Origin of the sequence: Microtetraspora sp. AC03309, from assembly GCF_020826795.1 — a bacterium.
GTDB lineage: Bacteria > Actinomycetota > Actinomycetes > Streptosporangiales > Streptosporangiaceae > Microtetraspora > Microtetraspora glauca.
Map to the genome: position 1 here is coordinate 60779 of NZ_JADDIL010000025.1, position 23479 is coordinate 84257.

The following is a 23479-nucleotide window of genomic DNA, read 5'->3' on the forward strand; positions in this document are numbered from 1 at the left end:
CCTGATGACCGAGGAGATCCGCGCGCTCGTCGGCAGGGAGGTGTCCTACACCGCTCCCGAGGAGCTGGGCCGGGCCGCGATCCGGTACTTCGCCCGCGCCGTCGGCGACGACAACCCGCTGTACACCGACGACGCGTACGCCCGCGAGCACGGGTACGACGGCGTCATCGCGCCGCCCACGCTGATCTGCGAGACCAACCAGTACGCCGGCCTGCCGCCGGACGCCGACGGCTACGCCGGACACGACTGGCACATCGACATCCCCGGCAGCCGGAAGGTCCGCGGCGGCAACACCTACACCTTCCACGAGCCGGTCCGGCCGGACGACGTGATCACCGCGACCTGGCGGCTCGACGGCGTCACCGAGCGGCGGAACTCCGCCGGGCAGGAGATGCTCGTCGTCTCCTCGGTCGCCACCTACACCAACCAGCACGGCCGGCTGCTCGTCACGAACGAGGAGACCATCATCTTCGTCGCACTGAAGGAGGAGCGGTGACCGGGCCCGAGGTGACGGTCGGCTCCGAGGTCGCACCCCTGGAGCGGACGATAGAGCTGCGCGACATGGTCGCCTACGCCGGGGCCACCTGGGACTGGCACCGGATGCACTACGACTTCGAATACCTGCAGAAACGAGGGCTGCCCGCGCCGGTCGTGGACGGGCAGGTCTTCGGCGCGCTGCTCGCCGAGCAGCTCCAGGACTGGCTCGGCCCGCGTGCCGTCGTGCGCCGTCTGCACTTCCGGTTCAAGAACCTCGTGTTCGCGGGCGAGACCGTCCGCTGCACCGGCCGGGTCATCGCGGTCGAGGGCGACACCCTCAGGGTGGAGCAGCGGATCGTGATCATCGACGGTGACGAGCCGGAGCGGGTGGCGGTCGAGCCCGCGGGGGCCGAGATCGTCCTGCGTGCCGAGGAGGCGCCATGAGCACGGGTGTGGCGATCGTCGGAGCCGCCGAGAGCGACCTCGGCGTCACCGGCAGGTCGATCCTGGGCCTGCAGGCCCAGGCCATCAGCCGGGCGGTCGAGGACGCCGGTCTCACCCTCGCCGACGTCGACGGCCTGGCGACCACGGGTGTGTCCCGGTTCTCCACGACGCAGGTGGCCGACTACCTCGGGCTGCGCCCGTCCTGGACCGACTCGACCTTCGCCGGCGGATCCGCGTTCGAGATGTACGTCGCCCGCGCCGCGCAGGCCATCGAGGCCGGCCAGTGCTCGACCGTCGTCATCTCCTACGCGTCCAACCAGCGCTCCGCCCGGTCCCGGTCGCTGGCCGGGGTGGTGGAGACGCACACGCCCGAGGCGCAGTTCGAGACGCCCTACGGGCCGCTCTATCCGATCTCCTACTACGCCATGGCCGCCCAGCAGTACCTCCACCGGTACGGCGGGAGCCGCGAGGCGCTGGCCGAGGTCGCGGTCGCCGCCCGCGAGTGGGCGCTGCTCAACCCGGCGGCCTTCCGGCACGGTGCGGGCCCGCTGACCGCCGCCGACGTGCTCGCCGCCCCCATGGTGTCGACGCCGCTGACGACGGCGGACTGCTGCCTGGTCACCGACGGGGGAGGCGCGGTCGTCCTCACCTCGCTGGACCGGGCGCGTGACCTGCCCAAACCGCCGGTACGGGTGCTGGGCTACGGCGAGTGCACGACCAACACGTCCATGACCGCGGTGGACGATCTGACCGTGACCGGCGCGGTCGAGTCCGGTCGGGCCGCCTTCGCCAGGGCCGGTCTCGTCCCGGCCGACGTGGACGTCGCCGAGGTCTACGACTCCTTCACCGTCACGGTCGTGCTCACGCTGGAGGCGCTCGGGTTCTGCGGCCGGGGCGAGGCGCTCGACTGGATCGCCGGAGGCCGGATCCGGCCCGGCGGCGACTTCCCGCTCGACACCTCCGGCGGCGGCCTGTCCTACTGCCATCCGGGCCAGTACGGCGTGCTGCTGCTGGTCGAGGCCGTACGGCAGCTGCGCGGCGAGTGCGGCGCCCGGCAGGTGCCCGGCGCGGAGGTCGCGCTCGCGCACGGCACCGGCGGCATCCTGTCCACGCACGCTACCGTCCTGCTGGGGGTGGACCGATGAGCGCGGAGGTACCCGAGCCCGACGAGGTGACCGGCCCCTGGTGGGAGGCCACCCGCCGGCGAATCCTGCTCGTCCAGAGCTGCGGCGCCTGCGGGCACACGCAGCACCCGCCGCGCGCGCTGTGCACCGGCTGCGGTTCTGACCGCCACCTCGACTGGGTCGAGGCGTCGGGCGCGGCCGTGGTCGACGCGTGCACCGTGGTCGAGCGCGCGATGCCCGGCTTCACCCCGCCGTACGTCGTGGCGCGGGTCCGGCTGGCGGAGGGCGTGCTGCTGCTCAGCAACGTGGTCGCCGACGATCCGTACCTGCTGGCCACCGGCGATCGGCTCCGCCTCGACTGGCGCCCGCTGCCCGACGGGCGCGCACTTCCCGTTTTCGTACCTTCCGAGAGGTGACCCGTGGACTTCGAGCTGAACGAGGACCAGCGTGAGTTCCGCGCGCTGCTGCGCGCGTTCGTCGACAAGGAGATCGTGCCCGTCGCCCGGGACTGGGAGCACTCCGGCCGCTACCCGACCGAGATCGTCGAAGGCTTCAAGCAGATGGGCCTGTTCGGCGTCACCGTCCCGGAGAGCTACGGCGGGCTCGACCTGGACCCGGTGTCCTTCGCGCTCGTCTTCGAGGAGATCTCGCGCGGCTGGATGGGCGTGGCCGGGATCCTCGGCAGCCACTCGCTGGCCTGCCGGATGATCGCGACGCACGGCACGGAGGAGCAGAAGGAGCGCTACCTTCCCGAGCTGGCCACCGGCGAGCGGCGCACCGGGATCGGCCTCACCGAGCCCGACGCGGGCACCGACCTGCAGGGCATCCGGACGACCGCCCGCCTTGAGGGCGACCACTACGTGGTCAACGGCAGCAAGACATGGATCACCAACGCCCGGTACGCCGACCCGCTGCCGGTGCTGGTGAAGACCGACCCGGCCGCCAGCCCGGCGCACCGCGGGATGAGCATCCTGCTCGTCGACGCGGACACCCCCGGCTACCAGGTCACCAAGGACATCCCGAAGCTGGGATACAAGGGCACCGAGTCCTGCGAGATCGTGCTCGACAACGTCCGGGTCCCCGTGGCCAACCTGCTGGGAGGCGTCGAGGGCCGCGGCATGCAGCAGGCGCTGTCCGCGCTCGAATGGGGCCGCGTCAACATCGCGTCCCGCTCGGTCGGCATCGCGCAGCGCGCCTACGACGAGGCCCTCTCCTACTCCCGGCAGCGCAAGGCGTTCGGGCGGCCCATCGCCGACTTCCAGGCGGTCCAGCTCCAGCTCGCCTCGCTGGCCACGACGCTCCAGGCCGCCCGGCTCATGGCGTACTGGGCGGCGGACCAGGTGCGGCGCGGCCGGGCCGACACGCAGACGGGAATGGCCAAGATCTTCTGCTCCGAGGTGGCGCTGCAGGCCGCCATCGACGCGCTGAAGGTCCACGGCGGGTACGGCTACTCCACCGAGTACGAGGTGGAGCGGCTCTACCGGGACGCGGTGCTGATGAGCATCGGAGAGGGCACCAACGACGTGCTGCGCACCGTCGTGGCCAAGTCCCTCACCCGCGGCGACACGAAGGTCGGGTGGGCGTGATGAGCGCCCGCTCCCACCTCTACGTCCCGGGCGACGCCCCGGAGAAGCTCGCCAAGGCGCTCACCCGGGGCGCGGACGCCCTGATCGTGGACCTGGAGGACGCCGTACCGGCCGCCGGGAAGGACGCGGCCAGGGAGGCGGTGGCCGGCTGGCTGCGGACGGCCGATCCGGGGCCGGTGGAGATCTGGGTCCGGGTCAACCCCGGCGACCTGCGCGAGGCCGACGTACGGGCCGTCGCCACGGCCCCGGCGTTGACCGGTCTGGTCCTCGCCAAGGTCGAGACGGCGGAGGAACTCGCCGACGTCGACGCCCTGCTGACCTCCCTCGGCGCGGATCGGCTGCCGGTCGTCCCGCTCCTCGAGTCGGCCGCCGCCGTACTGCGGGCGCCGCGGATCGCGGCGGCTCCCCGCGTGGCCCGGCTCCAGGTCGGCGAGGCCGACCTGCGCGCCGACGCGGGGATCACCCTCGGCCCCGACGAGCGCGAGCTGCTCTGGGTCCGCTCCCAGGTGGTGCTGGCCTCGGCGGCGGCGGGCATCGACCCCCCTGTCGGTCCCGTCTCCACCGACTTCCGCGACCTCGACGCGCTGCGGGACTCGACGGCCGCGCTGGCCCGGCTGGGCTACGTCGGCCGGGCCTGCATCCACCCGGCGCAGATCGCGGTCGTCAACGAGGTCTTCACCCCGGCGGCCGAGGAGGTCGCCTGGGCCGGCGACCTCGTGGACCGCTTCGAGGCCTCGGGGTCGGGGGTGCTCCTCGACTCCAAGGGACGCATGGTCGACGAGGCGATCGTGCGCCAGGCACGCAGGGTCCTCAGGAGGGCACGTTGAACACGACCAGTGGGAGCGTCACCAGCCTGCGCGAACGCCTGTCGTCCGTCACCGGGGTCTGGGAGGGCACCTACACCCACCTCACCCCCGGCGGCACCCTGCTGGAGACGTACGGCTCGCGGCAGGAGACCCGCCTGGAGGGCGACCGCTGGTACGAGCGGGTCATCTACCTGCGCGAGGGCGCGGAGCCCGAGGTGCTCGACTTCCGGGCCAGGTTCGAGGGCGAGGACGACCTCGTCTTCGGCTCCACCGACTTCGAGGGTCGGGCCCGGCTGGTCGACGGGCGCTTCCTGCTGTTCCCCTACCAGTGGTCGGCTGAGCCGGGCGTCGAGGTGGTCGAGCTGATCACCTTCGCCGACGAGGACTACCGGTCGCGGCTCTGGAAGCGGTTCCGCGACCGGCGGCTGGAGCAGATCACCGTCGTCGAGGAGCACCGCGTGCACGGCGGGGTCCCCGAGGTGTGGCACTGATGGCGACCGTCCGCGTCGTCGCGCTCGACGACGCCGACCTGCCGTGGATCGACGTGACCATGCCGGCGTCGTCGTCGGCCGTGCGCCTGGTCAGGCTGCACGCCGACGCGGCGACCGGCGCCTCGGTGTCGCTGGTCCGCTTCCCACCGGGCTGGACCAGGCCGGGCACGGGCCACTACACCTGCGCCGAGGAGTTCGTGGCGTTCGACGGCGAGATCTCCGTCAGCGGGTCGCGCTTCGCGGCCGGCGCGTACAAGTACCTGCCGTCCCACGCGAGCAGGGCGGACAGCTTCGCGGGCGAGGACGGCTGCCTGGCCGTCGCCTGGTTCTCCGGGCCGCCGGTCTGGCGCGACGGGATCGCGGACGACGCGCCCGGCCCCGACCGGGCCGCCGTGCCGGACAGCTCCGCGCCGGACAGCTCTGTGCTGCTCGGCTCCGTGCTGCTCGGCTCTGTCGCGGAGTTCTCCCGCCGCCCGCCCGGAGACGCGCGGGACGCCCCGGCCGGGTACGACGTCGTCTTCCTCGACGCGCGCGCCTGGGCGTACGTGCCCGAGGGCGAGCCGTTCCCCGACCTGCCCGGACGGGTCCTCGTCCGCCGCTGGGACCGTACCGGCGACTGATCTCCGGAACCACCGCGCCGGAATCACGGCTCCGGAACCACGGCTCCGGAATCACAGGGAAGCCCTCCCGGCCTCTGGCCGGGAGGGCTTCGTTTCTGTGTCCGCTGTTCCGGTGACTACCGGCCGATCACGGTGGTGTCGAGGAGGCCGGCGACGCTGCCGCGCTCCGCGAGCCCGCGTACCTCGCCCGCGAGCGCCTCGGCCGCCTCGGACGGCAGCACGCGGGAGGCGTTGAGTGCGTACTTCGTCCGCAGCTCGTCGAACGTCAGCGGGTGCTCCGGCCCGCCCCGTGAGGAGTGGACCCGGTGCTCCAGGGTGCTCCCGTCCACGGTGCGGACCCGCAACACGGCGGAGAAGGCCCGGGGGAACTCCTCGCCGCACTCCTCGTCGGCCACGACGCGCACCTTGGCGGCCAGCGCCAGCCTCCGCTCGTCACGGAAGGCCGACTCGGCGAAGTCGTCGAGGTGCAGGCCGAGGCCGCCGCCCCCGATCAGGGCGCTGGCCACGGTGTACGGGCCGGAGAACTTGGCGTGGTACGGCGTACGCGGCCGCACCTTCTCCTCGTACGGCTCGCCGATCGTGCGAAGGGGAGCCGCCGCCACGCCGAGCTCGATCTCCGCCACGTCCTCGGGCCGCAGTCCCTGGGCGCGCAGGGCGAGGGCGGCGTCGATGCCGGGGTGGGTGAAATGGTTCGAGGGATAGGGCTTGTAGACCGTGCGCAGCAGCTCCCACCGCTCGCCCAGCCCGGCGGTGATCGCGTCACCGTCGTAGCGCCCGTCGAGGAACGCCTCGAAGAAGCCGAAGCGCCCCTCGAACACCGTCGGAGGACCGGTCACGCCTTCCGCGGCCATGGTGGCGGCGACGACGCCCGCGTGCGCGGCCCAGCCGCAGTGCACCCGCTTCACGGTGCCGCCGGTGCGGTTGGCCTCGATGACGCCCGCGCCCATGCTGGCCGCGATGCCCATGGCGTGGGCGATGCCGTCCGCGGAGAGGCCCATCAGCAGGGCCGCCCCTGCGGCGGCGCCCACCGTCCCGCAGATGGACGTGGCGTGCCAGCCCTTCTCGAAGAAGAGGGAGTTGCGCAGTTCGGGGATGTAGGAGGCCATCCCCAGCCGGTTGGTGATCTCGTCGCCCACCGCCACGGCACGGCACAGCTCGGCGCCCGACGCGCCCACGGCCTCCGCGACGGCCAGCGTGGCGGGGACGACGGAGGCCGACGGGTGGAGGACGGAGGGCAGGTGGGTGTCGTCGAAGTCCAGGGCGTGCGCGAGCGTGCCGTTGACCAGCGCCGCCGAGGGCGCGGGGAGGGACAACCCGCGGCCGATGACGGAGGACTCGCCCGTGCCGCTCCACCGCTTCGCCATCCGCAGCACCGCCTCGTGCGGCTCGGCCGGATCGGTGAGCTCCTGGGCGGCGAGGCAGTTCCCGAAGGTGTCGAGCACCCGTCCCGTCACGTCGGCGGCGACAGCGTCCGGCAGTCCCTTGCGGGCGTCGGCGGCGAATTCGGCCAGAGCCGAGACGATGGTCATGCGGCGAGCACCGCGAGCGGTCGCACCGGCGCGCCGGTGGCGCCCACGACGGGCAGCGGGTTGAGCACCAGCAGGAACTCGGCGACCCCGAGGCCGAGCAGTTCGGTGAGGCGCATCGTCTCGACGATGTGCACACCCGCCTCGACGAGCAGGATCCGGTGCACGGGCAGCGTGGAGTGACCGCGGCCGGGCGCGATGCGCTCGAACGCGATCGTCTCGCCTCCGGCCACCGCGACGCCGTGGTCGACCAGCCAGCGGGCCGCGTCGGGGCCGGGGCCGGGCACGCCGCCCTCGTCGCCGACGAACCGGGTCGGCCGGTCCCACTCGCGCGACCAGCCGGTGCCGATCAGCACGGCGTCTCCACGCTCGACCCGCACGTCCGCCCTGCGCTGCGCGGCCTCCAGATCGTCCGGCGTCACCTCGTAGCCGGGCGGCAGCACGTCCACTCCGTGCACGGCGGCCACGTCGAGCAGCACACCCCGCCCGACGTACGGCGCGAATGTCTCGATGCCGTACTGGGACAGGCCGTGGTGCGACTGGATGCCCGCCGCCTCGACCTCGCCGTACACGTACCCGTCCTGCGAGACGTGACCGAGGGCGTCGACGTGCGTGCCGACGTGCCCGCCGGTGAGGATGACCTCGTTGGCCGCGGAGCCGCCGTCCTCGCGGACCATGTCACCGTGCCTGCGCTCGATGACCATCCGGAACCGCGGATGGTTCGGCGACTGGGGCATGCCCGTGCGCATCGGTTGCGCGAGGTCGACGACCTTGGCCCCGTCGAAATGCCGCCACAAGGACATCACACAACTCCCTTGTCCCGCAGGGCGGCCAGCTCGTCGGCGCTCACGCCGAGGCCACCCCACACGTCTTCGTTGTCGGCGCCGCGCGCGCGGCCCGTCCATCTGATCGAGCCCGGCGTCTCGGAGAGCCGGAAGAGCACGTTCTGCATGCGCAGCGGCCCGAGGTCGTCGTCGTCCACCGTCGTGATCGTGTCGAGCGCCCGGTACTGCGCGTCCTCGAACACGTCACGGATGTCGTAGATCGGGGCCACCGCGGCCTCGGCCTTCTCGAACTCCGCGACCACCTCGGAGAGGTCGTGCCGGGCGATCCACCCCCCGACGTACTCGTCGAGCTGGTCGGCGTGCTCGGCCCGGAGGGCGCCCGAGGAGAACCACGGTTCGTCGATCACCTCGGGGTGCCCGACGAGGCGCATCACACGCTCCGCGATCGAGTTGGCCGAGGTGGAGATGGCCACCCAGCGGCCGTCCTTCGTCTGGTACGTGTTGCGCGGCGCGTTGTTGACCGAGCGGTTCCCGGTACGCGGCTGGAGCCGGCCGAGCTGGTCCCACACGATCGGCTGCGGGCCGAGGAGCGTGACCAGCGGCTCGATGATGGCCAGATCGATCACCTGGCCGCGGCCGCTGCCACCCGGCCGGTCACGGTGGTGCAACGCCATCATGACCGCGTTCACGCAGGTGAGCGCGGAGATGCCGTCGGCCAGCCCGAACGGCGGCAGCGTGGGAGGCCCGTCGGGCTCTCCGGTGACCGCGGCGAAGCCGCTCATCGACTCGGCGAGCGTGCCGAACCCGGGTCGCTTCGCGTACGGGCCGAACTGGCCGAAGCCGGTGACGCGTGCGATGACCAGGCGCGGGTTGATCTCGTGCAGGGTCTCCGGGGACAGGCCCCACCGCTCCAGCGTGCCGGGGCGGAAATTCTCGATGAGCACGTCGGCCCGTGCGATCAGCCGCTTGAGCAGCTCGGCGCCCTCGGGACGGCCCATGTTGGCGGTGACCGTGCGCTTGTTGCGGCCGAGCATCTTCCACCACAGCCCGATCCCGTCCTTGCTCGCGCCGTGGGTGCGAGAGGGATCACCTCGGTCGGGGTGTTCCACCTTGACGACGTCGGCGCCGTAGTCCCCGAGGATCGTCGCCGCCAGAGGTCCGGCGAACAGGGTGGCCGCGTCGACGACCATGACGCCGGCCAGCGGTCCTGCGGGCGTTCCCGGCTGGTCAGCCGGCGCCGATCGTTCACTCGGAACGATCTGCTCTGCCTCCACGAAACGGCCTCCTCAACTGTGTTCCTGCTGGTCTGAGCCGATAGCGCATCCCCGGGGCAGGCGTTCGCGCTCGCCGGGGGGCTTCCCAAGCTATTGAAACAGCGTTACTGTCTGCGGAACAAGTCCACTGTACATATCGCACTCGGAAGGGCAGGCGGCCCTCGATGATCTATCTCGTCTACCGGATGAGGCTCGGTTCGCGAGCCCGCGATGACATGCGGGGCTTCTGGAACTGGCTGGAGGACCGGGAGAGCTGGTTCTACCGCGATCTGCCGATGGTGCGCGAGGTGCGCTGGTACTACAGCGTCGTCGGTGACGTGTACGTTGTCGAGAACTGGGCCGCGTTCGACGACGAAGCCGCCTGGGGCGAGTACCGCTCCGCGCTCGCGACTCTCAAAGCCGATGACGCTTGGGAGACGCAGCGTGTCAGCCAGAACGAATGGTGGGACTTTCTCGACACGCGAATCGTCACCGATCTTCCGGTGAGGGTCGGATTTCGGCGCCAGGATGGTTGATCAAACCTAGCCGATCTCCTGGAGGAAAACATGCCGACCAAGAACCGTGACACCGCGTCCGGCGAGGCGCCCGCGCGGGAGAGCACCGGGCAGGCCATCGCCACCGTCGAGCGGGCCGCGGACGTGCTGATGCACTTCGCCGAGACCTCCTCGACCACGCTCGGCGTGACCGAGATCGCCGAGGCGCTCGGGATGTCGAAGGCCGCCGTGCACCGGATACTGGCCTCGCTGCGGGTTCGGCGCCTCATCGAACTCGACCCGGTGAGCAGGCGTTACTCCCTGGGAGTCGGCGCCATGCGGCTGGGCCTCGCCTACCTTGACCGCCTGGACATCAGGCGCATCGCCGCGCCGGAACTGATGGCCTTGTCCCAGCGCACCGACGAGACGGCGACCCTGTCGATCCGTACGGGATGGACCCGGATCTACGCGGACCAGGTGACCCCTGCCCGTGAGGTCATCATGAGCGTCTCCCTCGGCGTGCCCTATCCCCTGCACGCGGGCGGCTCGTCCAAGGCGTTCCTCGCCTTCCTGACCGACGACGAGATCGAGGCCTATCTGTCGGAGGCCCCGCTCGAACCGTTGACCGGTAAGACGATCGCCGACGTCCCGAAGCTGCGCAAGGAACTCGCCGCGATCCGCGAGAGCGGCTGGGCGCAGTCCTTCGCCGAACGTATGTCGGGTGCCGCCTCCGTGGCCGCGCCCGTCCTCGACCACCACGGCCGGCCCGTGGCCGTCATCAGCGTCTGCGGACCGCTGGAGCGGTTCCGCGAGGAGGTCGACGCGTGCGTCGAGGCACTGCTTGATTCCACTCGACGACTGTCCATCCAGATGGGATGGACCGAATCAGAAAGGGGGTGACGGCCGTCCACTCGGCCGGCCGTCGCGTATGTCCCGTTACGATCTGCTTGTCAAAGGCGGCACCGTCGTCCTCCCCTACCACGGAGAGATTCGCGCCGACCTGGCGGTCTCCGGAGGGAAGGTGGCGGCCCTCGCGGAGGACATCCCCACCTCCGACGCCGCCGAGGTGGTCGACGCCAGGGGGAAGGTCGTCCTCCCCGGGGCCGTCGACGCCCACTTCCATCTCGGTATCTACCGCGACCTGGCCCTCGACGCCTTCGAGGAGACCCGCTCGTCCCTCGTCGGCGGCGCCACGACCGTGCTGTCCTACTTCCGTACCGGCTCGCACTACCTCGACCGGACGGGCTCGTACAAGGAGATCTTCCCCGAGGTCCTCGACGCCGTCGCGGGCCGCGCCTGGACCGACTACGGCTTCCACCTCGCGCCGATGACGGTGGACCAGATCGCCGAGATCCCGTACCTCGTCCAGGAGCACGGCGTCTCGTCGTTCAAGTACTACATGTTCTACAAGGGCTTCGACCTCGCGGCGAACAGCCGGGACGCGCGCTCCTTCACCATGGGCGACGAGTACGACCTCGGCCACCTCTACCTCCTCATGGAGCAGGTGACCGCGGTCCAGCAGGCCAACCCCGGCCTGCGCCTGTCGCTGTCGCTGCACTGCGAGCAGTCCGAGCTGATGAGGGTCTTCATCGACCGGGTCCGCTCGAACGGCGACCCGCAGACGCTGCGCGCCTACCACGAGGGACGCCCGCCGCTCACCGAGCGGGTGGCCATCGGCGAGGCCACCACCCTGGCCAGCCACACCGGCACCAACCTCAACCTGCTGCACCTGTCCAGCCGTGAGGCGGTCGACGCCGTCGCGCTGGCGCGCAGGTCGTTCGGCGCGGTGGACATGCGGGCCGAGACCACGCTGCACCACCTGTGCCTCGACCACGACAGCCTCGACGCGGAAGGCGGCCTCGGCGGCAAGGTCAACCCGCCGATCCGTACCAAGGCCGACAACGAGGCGCTGTGGGAGCGCGCGGCCGACGGCACGATCGACTGGGTGGCCTCCGACCACGCCTGCTGCATGGAGGCGGAGAAGGGCGACCAGCTCTGGCCCGCGCGTCCCGGCTTCGGCGGCACCGCCCTGCTGTACCCGGTCCTGTTTTCCGAGGGCCACCTCAAGCGCGGGATCTCCCTGTCCCGCGTGGCCGAGCTGGCCTCGGCGAACCCCGCTCGGGCGTACAACCTGTGGGGCCGCAAGGGCAGCCTCGCGGTCGGGTTCGACGCGGACCTGACCGTGGTGGACCCGGCGCTGACCCAGACGGTGACGGCCGAGGCGTGCCTCTCCGGGCAGGACCACTCCCCGTTCGAGGGCGTCGACCTGACCGGCTGGCCGGTGACCACGGTCGTCGGCGGTCAGGTCCGGTTCCGCGACGGCGACGTCGTCGGCGAGCCCAGCGGACGGTACGCGCGCCGCGCATGACAAACGAGCTCTGAAACGTCAGACCTATTGACAGTCCGGCGATCGTGAGCCAATGTTTCCCCAACCCTGTTCCGTTATGCGGAACAGGGTTCGTCAACCTCTGAAACACCAAGAGGAGCAGTGCAGATGAGCCCCGAGGCGATCATCGATGGACTGTTCGCCGGTTCCGTCTACGCCCTAGTCGCACTCGCCCTGGCCATCGTTTTCCAGCCGACCCGGATCATGAACTTCGCGCAGGGTGAGGCCGTGATCCTCGGTGCCGCCGTCGCGTACCAGATCGTCGCGCTCGAGAAACTGGGCTGGGCCGTCACCCTCGGCGTCACCATCGTGCTGGCCGCTCTGATGGGCCTGCTCATGGAACGCATGATCATGCTACCAGTCCGCCTGTCCGGTTCACGCTACGCGTGGATCATCGCGACCCTGGCGGCGGCGCTGATCTTCCAGTCGTTGTTCAACCTCGGCTACTTCGACGTGGACGCCCTGCGGCCGAACCCGGTCGTCGCGGGCGGCTTCCAGGTGGCCGGCATCACCGTGGAGTGGCAGGAGGCGCTGACCATCGTCGTGGCCCTGGCCGTGATGGCCGGTTACGACCTCTTCCTGCGGAGGTCCACGTACGGGCGTGCGATCCGGGCCACCGCGCACAGCTCCGAGACCTCGGTCCTCATGGGCATCCCGGTCCAGCGCATCGTCGTGCTGTCGTTCGTGATCGGCGCCGTCATCACCGCCATCGCGGGCATGCTCGCCGCCCCGGTGATCTTCGTGGCGCCGGCGACCGGCCTGATGTTCACCATCAAGGGCTTCACCGCCGCGGTGATCGGAGGAGTCGGGTCACCGCGCGGAGCGCTCGTCGGCGGCATGATCGTCGGCGTTCTCGACACCGTCGTCCGGAGCGTGGTCGGCGGCTCCATCGGCAACTTCGCCGTGTTCGCCGCGCTCGCGGTGATCCTCGTCGTTTTCCCGTCCGGACTGTTCGGCAAGCCCATGGAGGCGCACTGATGGCAACGGTGGACTCTTCCTCCGGAGGCGTCGGCTCCCGCGGATCCGTGTTCGACTCGGCGGTCTACCACCGCGCGCGTACCGTGGTCCTCGCCGTCCTCTCGGTCGCCGTCATCGGCGTGCTGCTCGCGTGGCCGGCCATCACGGACTACTACAGCTACAACGCGTCGTACTACAACGGCATCGTCGCTTCGGCCGCGATCAGCGCGATCCTGACCATCTCCCTGAACCTGTCCATGGGGTACGGCGGGATGTTGTCGATGCTGCACTCCGGACTGCAACTCGCCGGCGGCTACGCCACCGGATATCTCGTGGTCAAGCTGAGCGGCTCGTGGCTGCTCGGCATCGCCGCCTCCGTGGCCGTCGGCGCCGTGGTCGCCATGCTGGTCCTGCTGGTCAGCCTGCGGGCGACCTATCTGTACTTCGGCATGATCACCCTGGCCGCCAACCTGATCGTCATCGAGGTCGGGCGCGAGTGGGAGTCCGTCACCGGCGGCATCGTCGGCGTCAGCGGCATCGCCCCCAAGCTGGGCGACGAGTTCATGTCGAAGCAGGCCTTCTACTACGTGGTGCTCGCCTGCCTCGCCGTGGCGTACATCCTGCAGCGCAACCTCGTGCGCAGCGGCGTCGGCCGCGCCTCGATGGCGGTGCGCGAGTCCTCCGACACCGCCTCGGCGATGGGCATCTCGCCCGCGCGCGCCAAGCTCCTGCTCTTCGGCGTCTGCGGCGGCACCGCCGGCCTGTCCGGCGCGCTGTACGCGTTGCAGCTCGGCTTCATCAACCCCGACGTCGGCCTGCTCGACAACGGCATCATCTTCTTCGTCGGCCTCTTCCTCGGCGGCATCTCCACCCTGATCGGGCCGCTGATCGGCGTCGGCCTCATCGCCGTGCTGGTCGAGCTCATCAAGGATCAGGCGCGGTACACCACGCTGGTGCTCGGCGTCCTGCTCCTGGTCGCCATGATGGTGATCCCGCGCGGCGTCGTCGGCACCTGGAAGGCGTCCAGGATGGGCCGCGACCGGCTGGCCGAAGCGGACGACGAGACGCTGCCGGACGAGGTCCCCGACGTGGTGCCCGAGGTGCGCGACGTCCCCGACGGGGTGGCCGCGCTCGAAGGTAGCGGCATCGTGAAGCACTTCGGCGGTGTGCACGCCCTCGACGGCGTGGACGTCCGGATCATGCCGGGCACCGTCCACGGGATCATCGGACCCAACGGGTCGGGCAAGTCCACGCTGGTCTCCTGCCTGACCCGCTACCACCAGATCGACGCCGGACAGGTACGGATCTTCGGCGAGGAGGCCCCGAACGCCGCCCACCGCGTCGCCCACGCGGGAGTGACCCGCGTCTTCCAGGTCCCGCACCTCTTCGAACGGGTCAGCGTCCTCGACAACGTGCTCACGGGCATGCGCATGCGCGAGACGTACTCCTGGTTCGGCGCCCTCGTGCGCTCGCCCTCCTACCGCCGTCAGGACCGGACCGAGAGGGAGGAGGCCAGGGAGCTGCTCGCCTTCGCCGGGCTCGCGTCCCGCGCCGACTGGCTCGCCTCGTCCCTCTCCCACGGCCAGAAGCGGCTGCTCGAAGTGGTGCGCGCGGTGGCCAGCAGGCCGAAGGTACTCATCCTGGACGAGCCCGCCACCGGCCTGACGTCCGACGAGCTCGACGCCCTCGGACGGCTGTGCCGGGTACTGCGCGAGCGTGGGCTCGCGGTCGTGCTCATCGAGCACAACGTCGACTTCGTGATGGGGCTCTGCGACGAGCTCACCGTCCTGGAGAGCGGCAAGGTGATCGAGCGCGGCACCCCGGAGAAGGTGCGCAACTCGGCGGCGGTTCTCGAGGCGTACCTCGGCCGCCCCGACCTCGTGGAGGAGGCGTCATGAGCAGACTGCTCGAACTGTCCGGGCTGACCGCGGGCTACGGAGGCGTACGCGCCCTCGACGGGCTCGACCTGCACGTCGACGAAGGGGAGTTCGTGGTGCTCCTCGGCCCCAACGGGGCCGGCAAGACGACCACGATGAAGACGGTCTCCGGTCTGCTGAAGCCCGTGTCCGGGCAGATGCGGTTCGCCGGGCAGGACCTGGCGAAGGTCGCGGCCTGGCGCCGTCCCGCTCTCGGGCTCGGCCACGTGCCCGAAGGCCGGCAGATCTTCCCCGACCACACCGTCCTGGAGAACCTCGCCCTCGGCGGCTTTCCGACCCGGCGGCGCAAGGCGGAGACCGACCGCAGGCGCGACGAGATGCTGGAGATCTTCCCCCGGCTGGCCGAGCGCGGCTCCCAGCTCGCCGGCACGCTGTCCGGGGGAGAGGCCCAGATGCTCGCGATCGCCCGCGCGCTGATGGCGGCGCCCCGGCTCCTCATGCTGGACGAGCCGTCGCTCGGCCTGGCCCCGCTCAAGGTCGCGGAGCTGTTCGGCTATCTCAAGCGGCTGCACGACGAGCGCGGGCTGACCATCCTGCTCGTCGAGCAGCAGGCCAGCACCGCGCTCCGGCTCGCCGACCGCGGATACGTGCTGGAGCGCGGCCGGGTGGCCGTCGAGGGCACCGGCGCCGAGTTGCGGGACGACCCCAGGGTCCAGGCCGCCTACCTCGGCCAGCTCCGCCAGGAAGCCGGCTGATCCCACCCGTCGCTCCACCCGGCGGTGACCGTCGGGCGCGGCGCCCCGGCAGGCGGCGCAGAACGCAGAGGCCGGTTCCGATCGTCGGAACCGGCCTTTCGCGTGCCCTCCGCCGGCAGCAGGAGCCCATCCGCGGGTGACCACAGCGGTTCGTAGCCCGTGTCCTCCTCACCGCGTGTCACCGAGGTGACGAACGTCCGGTAGGTTCTTCGACCTCGCCGACCTCCTCCTCGCTCATGGGGGCGGGAAGACGAAGTCACCCGGGAGCCGCGCGGGCATGGAAAAGCCCCCACGGTCGTCCCGGTGGGGGCTGTCGGGGTGGACGGGGATCAGCCGAAGGCGGCGGTGCCGGGCTTGACCACGCCGAGGAACGCGGCCACGAGGACCAGGAACCAGATCGCGTAGACGTACGGCAGGCAGGAGCGTACGGAGTGCCGGATCTGGTGCTCGACCTCGGGAGTGGAGCCCTCGGTCACCAGCTTGCCGAAAGCCGGGCCGAACGGGCTGAGCTGACGGCGGATCATCACGCCGGACAGGATGCACAGCGCGTACGCGGTGACCTTGGCGGCCAGCCACTTCGGGTTGGTGGTGACGCCGAACGGCTCGGCGGTGAAGAAGACGTACCCGGAGCCGGCGAGCAGCACCACGACCAGGCCGTACCGGACGATCAGGTCGAGCTTCTGCACCACCTTGCCGAGCTGGGTCGCGCCGCGCGTGTAGTCGTAGACGACCAGCACCAGCCAGCACAGCGCGCCCACCCACGTCAGGGCGAGGAGCCAGCCCGGGAAGACGTCCTCGCCGAACGGGCTCAGCGACATGAGCGTGACACCGCTCGGCAGGAAGAGGACGAGGCAGATCCTGGGCGCCATGTCCACGGCGTGCATGATCTTGGCGGCGACCGAGCGGGCCGGCGTCGGCAGTTCGGAGCGGAGGATGAACCGGCTGGAGTAGAAGACGCCGATGTCGCTGCCGAGCCAGTAGACGAAGAGCACGATGTGCAACAGGATCGCCAGGCTGTACGCGTTGAGGCCGTGTACCGGCTCCATGGTCGTCGCGAGGGGCATGGGGAGGGGCATGAGGTGACGCTCCGGTGATATGGCCGTGGCCGGACCCAGAGGCCCGGCCACGGTGTTCGCAAGGTGCACGAGCGGTGCGATGAGGGGTGCGTGAGGGGCGGACGGCTACATGCCGTCGCCGTCCCAGCGGCCGCGGGAGCGGCTGCGGACGGGGAGGCTGGAGATGATGGGCGCCGGGATGTGGTCGCCCGGCTTCCACGCCCGTCCGTGGGCCCAGTTGTGCGCGCCCTCGTCGGTGCGCTCGTCGGCGTGCCCCAGGGACGCGGGGTCCGCGCCCCAGTCCAGCGCCGGCACGTCGTGGTCGTGGTCGTGGTCGTGGTCGTGGCTGTGGCTGTGGCCGTGGTCGTGGCTGTGCCCGTGGTCGTGGTCGTCGCCGTGGCCGCCCTGAAGGTTGGCCGCGTCGAGGGCCTTGGCGATGGCCAGGATGCTGCGGTCGACGCCCTGTCCGTGCTGGACGTACTCGGCGTCGGGCTGGCCCTGGTCGCGCTGGAACTGCCAGGCGGCGGTGAGGTCGGCGATGTCCTTCTCGCTCCGCCAGGTGGGGCCGGAGCCGAGGTCGTGCGAGGACTGCGACCACCGCATACGACCCCCGTCGGGGCCGTAGTTGACGGCCTCGCCGCCCCAGCGGAACCACTCGTTCTGGGTGTACCAGTTCTGCAGTTCGCCGTCGGAGCGCAGCAGCCAGGTGGCCCCGCCCTCCATGGTGGTGAAGTGGCCGTGCTTCACGCGGGCGGGGCGGAAGAAGTACGTGCCGAGGTCCAGGGTGCCGAAGTTGTACTCCATGTGGCCCTGGGTGGTGTACGCCTCCTCGTAGCAGGGGTGGTGGGCGAGTCGGTGGTCGGCCCAGCCCTCCTGGGCGTGCACCAGGCGGGTGTAGAAGCCGGTCGCCGGGTCGACGTGCAGGTACTTGATGAACAGGCCGGGCATGGGGCCGGGGTTCGGCACCGCGTCCCAGTTCATGGCCTCGCTGTCGATGACGATGACGTCCTCGCGCGCGTCCGCCCAGCGCGGGGCGTTCAGGCTGTCCACGGCGTCGAAGCCGGCGTCGCCGTACTCGCGGTAGTGCAGGATCCGGGTGCCCTCGGCGAAGGTGATCGCGTCGGTGGGGACACCCTGCGGCGCGTAGACGTAGCCGCCCTTGCCGATCTCGCGGCCGCCGTACGTCATCGAGCCTTCGAGCACGTAGTACTCGGTGTTGGCGTGGTGGATGCCCGGCCCGCGGCCCCAATCGGTGTGGAAGTCGATCCGGAGCGACGAGGAGCCGTCCTCCTCGTCGACGGACAGGCGGCGCTCGCTGGCCCGCCCCTCACCGTTGACGAGCTCGGCGCCGTGCCACACATAGTCGTCTTCCTGGATCAGCTCGACATGGGGGCGCACTGTGATGTCCTTCCGCTGGCCTCAAAACTGTGTGTTCCGCTATACGAAACGGCGTTTCTATCAGATTGAGGGTAATTGTCTGAGGTATTGAGGGTCAAGGGGTCAGGCGCCGATCGCCGGGGGCTTGAGCTCGCGCTTGACGATCTTTCCGGCCGCGTTCCGGGGAAGAGTCGTGACGACCTCCCAGCGCTTGGGCACCTTGTAGCCCGCCAGGCTGGTACGGCAGTGCGCCTCCAGGCCGGCGAGCAGGCCGGGGTCGGCGGTCGGTCCGGCGGCCCCGCCGCGGAGGACGACGTACGCCATGACCTCCTCGCCCCACGTCTCGGACGGGACGCCGACCACGGCCGCCTCGGCGATCGACTCGTGCGCGGCCAGCACGTCCTCGACCTCGCGGGGGTAGACGTTGATCCCGCCCGAAATGATCATGTCCTTCTTGCGGTCGATGATGTGGATGTAGCCCTCGTCATCGCGCACCACGATGTCACCGCAGGTCAGGAAGCCGTCGTCCGTGGTGCACTCGTCGGTCGCCGCGGGGTTCTGGTGGTAGCCGTTCATCAGGAACGGGGAGCGGCTGAACAGTTCCCCGGGTTGTCCCGGCTCGACCGGATCGCCGTCCTCGCCGACGATCCGCAGCTCCGTCATGTACCAGGCGTGGCCGACCGACCCCGGCTTGCGGTGCTGGTCCGCCGGGCGGAGGTTGGTCACGATGCCCGCCTCGGTGGAGCCGTACAGCTCGTGCACGCCGCAGGCGGGGAACGTCTCCATGACCCACTGCTTGAGCGGCCAGGGCAGCGCGGCGGCATTGAAGTACAGCGTGTCGAGACTGCTCAGGTCCCTCGCCGCCAGCTTCCCGCCGTCCAGCGCACGGAGCATCTGCGCGTGCGTCGGCACCAGGAAGGCGGACTGGGCACGGTCCCGCTCGACGAGGTGCAGCAGCGCCTCAGGATCCCACTTGCGCAGCATCGTGACCGTGCCGCCGGTGTAGACCGGGGCGTACCCGAAGGCGAAGCCGGCGCCGTGGTACATGGGCGCCACCGCGACCGACACCCGGCCGGTACCGAGTCCCCACTCCATCGCGGAGCAGTAGAACGTCAGGGAGCGGCTCCGGTGGCTGATCAGCACACCCTTGGGCCGTCCGGTCGTCCCCGACGTGTACGTGATGCAGAACGGGTCGAGTTCGTCCACCCGCACCGCGGGATCCACCGCCCGCGCGCCGGCGAGCGCGTCCTCGTACGCCGGGCCGATCTGGGTGCCGTCGATGGAGAGCGTGACCAGGCGCAGTTCCTCGACCGCGTCGCCCACCACGGAGGCGAGGGCGTCGTCCAGGATGACCGCACCCGCGCCCGAGTGCTCCAGGATGTACCGCGCCTCGCCCGGGGTGAGGCGGGGGTTGAGCGGCACCATGAGCAGGCCCGCCTTGGCGATCCCGGCCGCGATCTCCGGGTATTCGAGCCGGTTCCCGAGCAGTACCGCGACAGGCCGGCCGGGCGTGAGGCCCCGCGCCAGGAGCGAGGCGGCCAGGCGGTTCGAGCGTTCGTCGAGCGCGGCGTAGGTGAGGGCGCGATCGCCGTCGATCACCGCAGTCGCCCGGGGGGTGGCGCGGGCGAACTCCCGTACGCCGCCCGCGATCGACAGAGGAGCACCTCCACGATGGACGGGCATGCTACTTCCTTCCGTGAAGCCGTAGATGGTGCGACATATTGGAACAACGTTTCATCTGGTAGGCAAGGGGTCAGTCGCGGGGCTGCCACAGCGTGACCGAGACGCCGTTCGGGGTGTCGGCGGTGGCCACGATCGCGCGCCCGTGCAGCGGGTCGTCGGTCTCGACCGGAGAGGTCAGCACCCGCCCGCCGGTCCTGCGGACGCTCTCCAGCGCCGCCTCCAGGTCCCGGGTGCGGACCGACCAGCCGCTGTGGCCGAGCGAGCGGGCCGGACGCTGGGTCGCCCGGCGGTCCACGCCGTGCTCGCCCGCGGCCGAGGTGACCTCGATGCGGGCGGTCTTCTCCCCGGCCAGGAAGGCCAGGCGCATCTTGGTGCCCGCGGGCAGCCCGGCCACCTTGTCGAAGCCGGGGGAGGAGAAGACCACGTCGTACCAGACCGCCATGCCCAGACCCTCGGGTCCCCAGAAGCCCACCTCGGCGTCGGCGTCGGGGACGTGGCAGACGACCGACGTCAGCTCGGTGTACGACCGCTCGGGGTCGGCGGCCCACGCCTCGGTGCCGCGTACGGCGGCGGGCTGGACGAAGACCACGACCGTCCCGTCCGGGGCGGGGCACACGCCCTGCGTGACCTGGACCTCGCGCTCGCCGACCGCGACGCCGTACGTGGTGGGCGGGGTGGCCCAGTCCCGGCCGGACCGGCCGAGTTCGGCGTGCGCGGCCTCGATGTCGCGGGCGTACATGTCGATCCCGACCAGGCCGACGTCGAGGTTGTGCGGCGGGTCGGCGGGCGCGATCGGCTCCGGCACGCGTACCAGGTGGATCCGCCCGGTGCCGGCTCCGGCGGCGGCCAGCGCGACGGCCTCGACGTCCGCGGGGCCCGAGGCCCACAGCGCGTCGGCGACGGCCCCGGGGACGACGCCTTCCGCGGCCACCTCGTAGCCCAGTTCGCCGACGAAGAAGTCCAGGTGGGGGCCGAACTCGGTGACGCCGACGATGGCGGCGGTGATGCCCTCGACCAGTGGCTGCGGGGTTGTCTCGGTCACGGTGATCCCTTCTCAACGTGTCTGTTCCTTCTATCGGAACACTGTTCCATTCAATCCGAGATCACGCTAGGCTCGCCGCCGACGGCCTGTCAACGGCCCGTTCACCACTCCGCGATCACCTGTGACCAGGGAGGACCTATGCGCGCGGCGCTTTCCGGGATGCCGATCATCAGCAAGCACCTCGGCGAATGGCGGGGCGAGTACATCCACATCGACGCCGACGGCACCATCGTCGACCGGCACGCGTCCCACCTGTACTGCCGAGTCCCCGAGGACGGCTCGTACGACATCCTGCAGACGAACACCTACACCTGGGCGGACGGCCGGGAGGAGGCGTTCGACTTCGGCGGGAAGCTCGACGCCGACGGTGTCTGCCACTTCGACACCGACCGCATCATCGGCGAGATGAGCCAGGTCGACGACCAGACGATCGTGCTGACGTGGTCGTACAAGAACGACCCGGACAACTACCTGTACGAGCTGATCCAGCTCTCCCGTGACGGCCTGCACAAGTGCCGTACCTGGCAGTGGATGGACGGCGACCGCCTCGTCAAGCGCACTGTCATCAACGAGACCAAGGTCGTCTGAACCCGCGTCACCGCCTCGTCCGCGTCCGCGTCCCGGTGTCCTCTGCGACGCCTCCGGGGCGCGGCGGACCCTCGTCGGCCTCCGTCGAACCGAGGGTGAACCGGGGATGGACCGGGGGTGAACCGGGATGGCGTTCCGTGAGATCCGGCAATTCCGTCTGACCCCTTCCGCACCCCCCTTCCCGCAACTACTATTCCGCTCACGGAAATCATGTTCCGTGTCGCGGAACACGCGATGCCTATACGCAAATGAGGACCCGGGATGCTTCGGTATGTCGGACGTCGGGTCGCCGGCCTCGCGCTGGTCCTGCTCATCGTCTTGACGCTCGTCTTCTTCATGCTCAGGGCCGCCCCCGGCGGGCCGGTCGACGCCTATCTCGGGATGAACCCCACCCCGGAGAAGCGGGCCGAAGTGGAGCACCGCTTCGGTCTCGACCAGCCCATCTGGGTGCAGTACGCCAAGTTCCTGGGCAATCTCGCCTCCGGCGACCTCGGTAACTCGCTCTTCAGCGACCGGCCGGTGAGCGCCATCATCGGGGAGCGGCTGCCGGTCACCCTCGAACTCAGTCTGGCCGCCTTCGTCTTCTGGGTCGTGGTCGGTCTCGCCGCCGGAGCGCTCGCCGCCCGCAGGCGCGACTCGTTCGTGGACGGGCTCGTCCGCGTGGGCAGCGTCGTCGCGCTGTCCATCCCGAGCTTCTGGCTGGCGCTCGTCCTGGTCGTCGTCTTCGGGCTCTACATCAAGGGGGTGCTGCCCTCCAGCGGCTGGGTGCCCTTCACCGAGGATCCGTGGGAGAACCTGCGCGGCGTGGTGTTACCGGCCTTCGCCCTCGGACTCGGCTCGGGTGCGGTCATCGCCCGTACGCTGCGCGCTTCCATGATCGAGACGACGCGGGCGGACTACGTGTCCTTCGCCCGCGCCATGGGGATGGCCGAGCGCCGCGTCCTGCGCCGGATCACGATGCGCAACGCGATCATCCCGACGGCGACCGTGATCGGGCTCATGCTCGGTGTGTTCGTCAGCGGGACCGTGCTCGTGGAGAACGTGTTCAACATCCCCGGGATCGGCCAGACCATCGTCGGCGCGTTCCGCCAGCACGACTATCCGCTGGCCATCGCCTGCACGCTGATCACCGCCACGGTGTTCCTCGTCGCCAACCTGGTCGTCGATCTCCTCTACTTCGTGCTCAACCCCCGGATTCGCGCCGGGTTCCTGAACGGGACGGCTCGCTAGACATGGTGATGACCCGAGTGCTCCCACGCTCCCGGACCTCCCGGCTCAGGATGCCGCGGATGTCCGCGCTGACCTGGAGCGGCCTGGTCCTGCTGCTGCTGTTCCTGCTGCTGGCCGTGGTCGGCCCCCTGGTCGCCGGCACGTCGACCGCCCGGACCGGTGACACCCTCGCCGCGCCGGGTGCGGCGCACCTGTTCGGCACCGACCACCTCCAGCGGGACCTGTTCGCCCGTACGGCGGAGGGCGCCAGGGTGTCGCTGCTGGTGGCGGTGGCCGGGGTCGGGTTCGGGCTGGTGGTCGCGGTTCCCGCCGGTCTGGTGGCCGGGTACTTCGGCGGCCGCTGGCCGGACGATGTGATCATGCGGATCCTGGAGGCGCTCCAGGCGCTGCCGCTGTTCGTCTTCGCGCTGTTCGTCATCGGCGTCACCGGGACCGGCGACTCCGAGATCGGCCCCGTCACCCTCACGTCGACGACCAAGGTCGTGCTGCTCCTCGGCGTCGGCTTCATCCCGTACTTCGCCCGGGTCACCCGGTCGGCCACGCTCGTCGAGGTCCAGGAGGACTACGTGGACGCGCTGCGGGTGGTCGGCGTCCCCCGATGGCGCATCATCGCCGGCGAGATCCTGGTCAACGTGCTGCCGCCGGTCCTGGTCCAGGCGTTCCTGTGGATCGGGGTGGCGATCTTCGCGGAGAGCGCCCTCAGCTTCCTCGGCCTCGGGATCCAGCCGCCCCAGCCCAGCCTGGGCAACATCCTCGGCGACGCGACCGGCTACATGCTGCTGGGCGCGTGGTGGTACTCGATCATCCCGGGCCTGGTCATCCTCGTCGCCACGATCGGCTTCAACCTCGTCGGGGACGGCCTCGGCGACGCTCTCGACGCTGACAACCGCCGCTGAGCCGTACCGCTCCGCACCCCCCTACAC

The 23479-nt window shown here is 70.7% G+C and carries 24 protein-coding genes; 17 read left to right on the plus strand and 7 right to left on the minus strand.

Features of this window, described 5'->3' with window-relative positions:
- The first annotated feature begins 4 nt into the window (after positions 1-4).
- Genes IMZ11_RS17045 through IMZ11_RS17080 form a run of 8 tightly spaced genes read left to right on the plus strand, consistent with a single transcriptional unit; the run spans position 5 to position 5548 of the window.
- Positions 5-496 carry a MaoC family dehydratase N-terminal domain-containing protein gene (locus IMZ11_RS17045; protein WP_228642612.1) on the plus strand — a complete coding sequence of 164 codons (492 nt, stop codon included), beginning with the start codon at positions 5-7 and terminating at the stop codon, positions 494-496.
- A complete protein-coding gene (locus tag IMZ11_RS17050; protein WP_228642515.1) occupies positions 493-921 on the plus strand; it encodes a MaoC/PaaZ C-terminal domain-containing protein in 429 nt (142 codons plus the stop codon). Before IMZ11_RS17045 ends, IMZ11_RS17050 begins: the two co-directional genes overlap by 4 nt.
- The gene (locus IMZ11_RS17055; protein WP_228642517.1) at positions 918-2066 is read left to right on the plus strand and encodes an acetyl-CoA acetyltransferase; all 1149 of its coding nucleotides are present in this window, start codon (positions 918-920) and stop codon (positions 2064-2066) included. Before IMZ11_RS17050 ends, IMZ11_RS17055 begins: the two co-directional genes overlap by 4 nt.
- On the plus strand, positions 2063-2461 hold the full coding sequence (locus IMZ11_RS17060; protein WP_228642520.1) for a Zn-ribbon domain-containing OB-fold protein: 399 nt from the start codon (positions 2063-2065) through the stop codon (positions 2459-2461). Before IMZ11_RS17055 ends, IMZ11_RS17060 begins: the two co-directional genes overlap by 4 nt.
- Positions 2462-2464: 3 nt before the next feature.
- Positions 2465-3631: an acyl-CoA dehydrogenase family protein gene (locus IMZ11_RS17065; RefSeq protein WP_228642521.1), complete on the plus strand. Its 1167-nt coding sequence runs from the start codon at positions 2465-2467 to the stop codon at positions 3629-3631.
- Positions 3631-4458, plus strand: a complete 828-nt coding sequence (locus IMZ11_RS17070; RefSeq protein WP_061259247.1) for a CoA ester lyase — start codon at positions 3631-3633, stop codon at positions 4456-4458. Before IMZ11_RS17065 ends, IMZ11_RS17070 begins: the two co-directional genes overlap by 1 nt.
- Positions 4455-4928: a DUF3598 family protein gene (locus IMZ11_RS17075; RefSeq protein WP_228642523.1), complete on the plus strand. Its 474-nt coding sequence runs from the start codon at positions 4455-4457 to the stop codon at positions 4926-4928. The genes IMZ11_RS17070 and IMZ11_RS17075 overlap by 4 nt, the downstream gene beginning before the upstream one ends.
- Positions 4928-5548: a cupin domain-containing protein gene (locus IMZ11_RS17080; RefSeq protein ID WP_228642526.1), complete on the plus strand. Its 621-nt coding sequence runs from the start codon at positions 4928-4930 to the stop codon at positions 5546-5548. The genes IMZ11_RS17075 and IMZ11_RS17080 overlap by 1 nt, the downstream gene beginning before the upstream one ends.
- A 116-nt stretch (positions 5549-5664) precedes the next feature.
- Here IMZ11_RS17080 and IMZ11_RS17085 read toward each other — a convergent pair whose 3' ends face one another.
- From IMZ11_RS17085 to IMZ11_RS17095, 3 genes are read right to left on the minus strand one after another with little or no spacing between them, the layout of a single operon-like run.
- A complete protein-coding gene (locus tag IMZ11_RS17085) occupies positions 5665-7077 on the minus strand; it encodes an MmgE/PrpD family protein (RefSeq protein ID WP_228642528.1) in 1413 nt (470 codons plus the stop codon).
- Positions 7074-7877 carry a cyclase family protein gene (locus IMZ11_RS17090; protein ID WP_061259194.1) on the minus strand — a complete coding sequence of 268 codons (804 nt, stop codon included), beginning with the start codon at positions 7875-7877 and terminating at the stop codon, positions 7074-7076. Before IMZ11_RS17090 ends, IMZ11_RS17085 begins: the two co-directional genes overlap by 4 nt.
- Positions 7877-9049 (minus strand): CaiB/BaiF CoA-transferase family protein, encoded by a 1173-nt coding sequence (locus IMZ11_RS17095; RefSeq protein ID WP_255706613.1) that lies wholly within the window; start codon positions 9047-9049, stop codon positions 7877-7879. The genes IMZ11_RS17090 and IMZ11_RS17095 overlap by 1 nt, the downstream gene beginning before the upstream one ends.
- 248 nt (positions 9050-9297) lie before the next feature.
- On the opposite strand from IMZ11_RS17095, the gene IMZ11_RS17100 reads away from it, so the two are divergent.
- The 6 genes from IMZ11_RS17100 (at position 9298) to IMZ11_RS17125 (ending at position 15581) form a co-directional block, all read left to right on the plus strand.
- Positions 9298-9648, plus strand: coding sequence for a hypothetical protein (locus IMZ11_RS17100; RefSeq protein ID WP_061259195.1), 351 nt, complete (start codon positions 9298-9300; stop codon positions 9646-9648).
- Between the two features lie 30 nt (positions 9649-9678).
- Entirely contained in the window at positions 9679-10506 is an 828-nt protein-coding gene (locus tag IMZ11_RS17105; protein ID WP_228642532.1) for an IclR family transcriptional regulator, read from the plus strand.
- 28 nt (positions 10507-10534) lie between these two features.
- Positions 10535-11974, plus strand: a complete 1440-nt coding sequence (locus tag IMZ11_RS17110; RefSeq protein ID WP_228642534.1) for a dihydroorotase family protein — start codon at positions 10535-10537, stop codon at positions 11972-11974.
- A gap of 126 nt (positions 11975-12100) precedes the next feature.
- Positions 12101-12970: a branched-chain amino acid ABC transporter permease gene (locus IMZ11_RS17115; RefSeq protein WP_228642536.1), complete on the plus strand. Its 870-nt coding sequence runs from the start codon at positions 12101-12103 to the stop codon at positions 12968-12970.
- Complete coding sequence (locus IMZ11_RS17120; protein WP_228642538.1) at positions 12970-14847, plus strand: ATP-binding cassette domain-containing protein; 1878 nt, start codon at positions 12970-12972, stop codon at positions 14845-14847. Before IMZ11_RS17115 ends, IMZ11_RS17120 begins: the two co-directional genes overlap by 1 nt.
- A complete protein-coding gene (locus IMZ11_RS17125) occupies positions 14844-15581 on the plus strand; it encodes an ABC transporter ATP-binding protein (RefSeq protein ID WP_228642540.1) in 738 nt (245 codons plus the stop codon). Before IMZ11_RS17120 ends, IMZ11_RS17125 begins: the two co-directional genes overlap by 4 nt.
- Positions 15582-15910: 329 nt before the next feature.
- On the opposite strand, the gene IMZ11_RS17130 is transcribed toward IMZ11_RS17125, so the two are convergent.
- From IMZ11_RS17130 to IMZ11_RS17145, 4 genes are all read right to left on the minus strand, one after another.
- The gene (locus IMZ11_RS17130; RefSeq protein ID WP_228642542.1) at positions 15911-16657 is read right to left on the minus strand and encodes a hypothetical protein; all 747 of its coding nucleotides are present in this window, start codon (positions 16655-16657) and stop codon (positions 15911-15913) included.
- Between the two features lie 105 nt (positions 16658-16762).
- A complete protein-coding gene (locus tag IMZ11_RS17135) occupies positions 16763-18034 on the minus strand; it encodes a DUF4437 domain-containing protein (protein ID WP_228642544.1) in 1272 nt (423 codons plus the stop codon).
- Positions 18035-18136: 102 nt separating this feature from the next.
- Positions 18137-19696: a class I adenylate-forming enzyme family protein gene (locus tag IMZ11_RS17140; protein ID WP_228642546.1), complete on the minus strand. Its 1560-nt coding sequence runs from the start codon at positions 19694-19696 to the stop codon at positions 18137-18139.
- Positions 19697-19766: 70 nt separating this feature from the next.
- On the minus strand, positions 19767-20738 hold the full coding sequence (locus IMZ11_RS17145) for a hypothetical protein (protein WP_228642548.1): 972 nt from the start codon (positions 20736-20738) through the stop codon (positions 19767-19769).
- A 138-nt stretch (positions 20739-20876) separates the two neighbouring features.
- On the opposite strand from IMZ11_RS17145, the gene IMZ11_RS17150 reads away from it, so the two are divergent.
- The 3 genes from IMZ11_RS17150 to IMZ11_RS17160 all read left to right on the plus strand — a co-directional run bounded on the left by IMZ11_RS17150 (position 20877) and on the right by IMZ11_RS17160 (position 23452).
- Positions 20877-21326 carry a hypothetical protein gene (locus IMZ11_RS17150; protein WP_228642550.1) on the plus strand — a complete coding sequence of 150 codons (450 nt, stop codon included), beginning with the start codon at positions 20877-20879 and terminating at the stop codon, positions 21324-21326.
- 261 nt (positions 21327-21587) lie between these two features.
- Positions 21588-22556: an ABC transporter permease gene (locus tag IMZ11_RS17155; RefSeq protein ID WP_228642552.1), complete on the plus strand. Its 969-nt coding sequence runs from the start codon at positions 21588-21590 to the stop codon at positions 22554-22556.
- Between the two features lie 59 nt (positions 22557-22615).
- Positions 22616-23452, plus strand: coding sequence for an ABC transporter permease (locus IMZ11_RS17160; protein WP_228642553.1), 837 nt, complete (start codon positions 22616-22618; stop codon positions 23450-23452).
- Positions 23453-23479 lie beyond the last annotated feature (27 nt).

What these genes read in the sequence shown, in the direction of transcription:
- IMZ11_RS17085 (WP_228642528.1), bottom strand. Translation starts at nt 7,077, where the DNA reads ATGACCATCGTCTCGGCTCTGGCCGAATTCGCCGCCGACGCCCGCAAG.
- IMZ11_RS17055 (WP_228642517.1), top strand. Translation starts at nt 918, where the DNA reads ATGAGCACGGGTGTGGCGATCGTCGGAGCCGCCGAGAGCGACCTCGGC.
- IMZ11_RS17100 (WP_061259195.1), top strand. Translation starts at nt 9,298, where the DNA reads ATGATCTATCTCGTCTACCGGATGAGGCTCGGTTCGCGAGCCCGCGAT.
- IMZ11_RS17120 (WP_228642538.1), top strand. Translation starts at nt 12,970, where the DNA reads ATGGCAACGGTGGACTCTTCCTCCGGAGGCGTCGGCTCCCGCGGATCC.
- IMZ11_RS17130 (WP_228642542.1), bottom strand. Translation starts at nt 16,657, where the DNA reads ATGCCCCTCCCCATGCCCCTCGCGACGACCATGGAGCCGGTACACGGC.
- IMZ11_RS17150 (WP_228642550.1), top strand. Translation starts at nt 20,877, where the DNA reads ATGCGCGCGGCGCTTTCCGGGATGCCGATCATCAGCAAGCACCTCGGC.
- IMZ11_RS17045 (WP_228642612.1), top strand. Translation starts at nt 5, where the DNA reads ATGACCGAGGAGATCCGCGCGCTCGTCGGCAGGGAGGTGTCCTACACC.
- IMZ11_RS17080 (WP_228642526.1), top strand. Translation starts at nt 4,928, where the DNA reads ATGGCGACCGTCCGCGTCGTCGCGCTCGACGACGCCGACCTGCCGTGG.
- IMZ11_RS17115 (WP_228642536.1), top strand. Translation starts at nt 12,101, where the DNA reads ATGAGCCCCGAGGCGATCATCGATGGACTGTTCGCCGGTTCCGTCTAC.
- IMZ11_RS17155 (WP_228642552.1), top strand. Translation starts at nt 21,588, where the DNA reads ATGCTTCGGTATGTCGGACGTCGGGTCGCCGGCCTCGCGCTGGTCCTG.
- IMZ11_RS17140 (WP_228642546.1), bottom strand. Translation starts at nt 19,696, where the DNA reads ATGCCCGTCCATCGTGGAGGTGCTCCTCTGTCGATCGCGGGCGGCGTA.
- IMZ11_RS17060 (WP_228642520.1), top strand. Translation starts at nt 2,063, where the DNA reads ATGAGCGCGGAGGTACCCGAGCCCGACGAGGTGACCGGCCCCTGGTGG.
- IMZ11_RS17090 (WP_061259194.1), bottom strand. Translation starts at nt 7,877, where the DNA reads ATGTCCTTGTGGCGGCATTTCGACGGGGCCAAGGTCGTCGACCTCGCG.
- IMZ11_RS17105 (WP_228642532.1), top strand. Translation starts at nt 9,679, where the DNA reads ATGCCGACCAAGAACCGTGACACCGCGTCCGGCGAGGCGCCCGCGCGG.
- IMZ11_RS17095 (WP_255706613.1), bottom strand. Translation starts at nt 9,049, where the DNA reads ATGGTCGTCGACGCGGCCACCCTGTTCGCCGGACCTCTGGCGGCGACG.
- IMZ11_RS17070 (WP_061259247.1), top strand. Translation starts at nt 3,631, where the DNA reads ATGAGCGCCCGCTCCCACCTCTACGTCCCGGGCGACGCCCCGGAGAAG.
- IMZ11_RS17125 (WP_228642540.1), top strand. Translation starts at nt 14,844, where the DNA reads ATGAGCAGACTGCTCGAACTGTCCGGGCTGACCGCGGGCTACGGAGGC.
- IMZ11_RS17110 (WP_228642534.1), top strand. Translation starts at nt 10,535, where the DNA reads ATGTCCCGTTACGATCTGCTTGTCAAAGGCGGCACCGTCGTCCTCCCC.
- IMZ11_RS17160 (WP_228642553.1), top strand. Translation starts at nt 22,616, where the DNA reads ATGTCCGCGCTGACCTGGAGCGGCCTGGTCCTGCTGCTGCTGTTCCTG.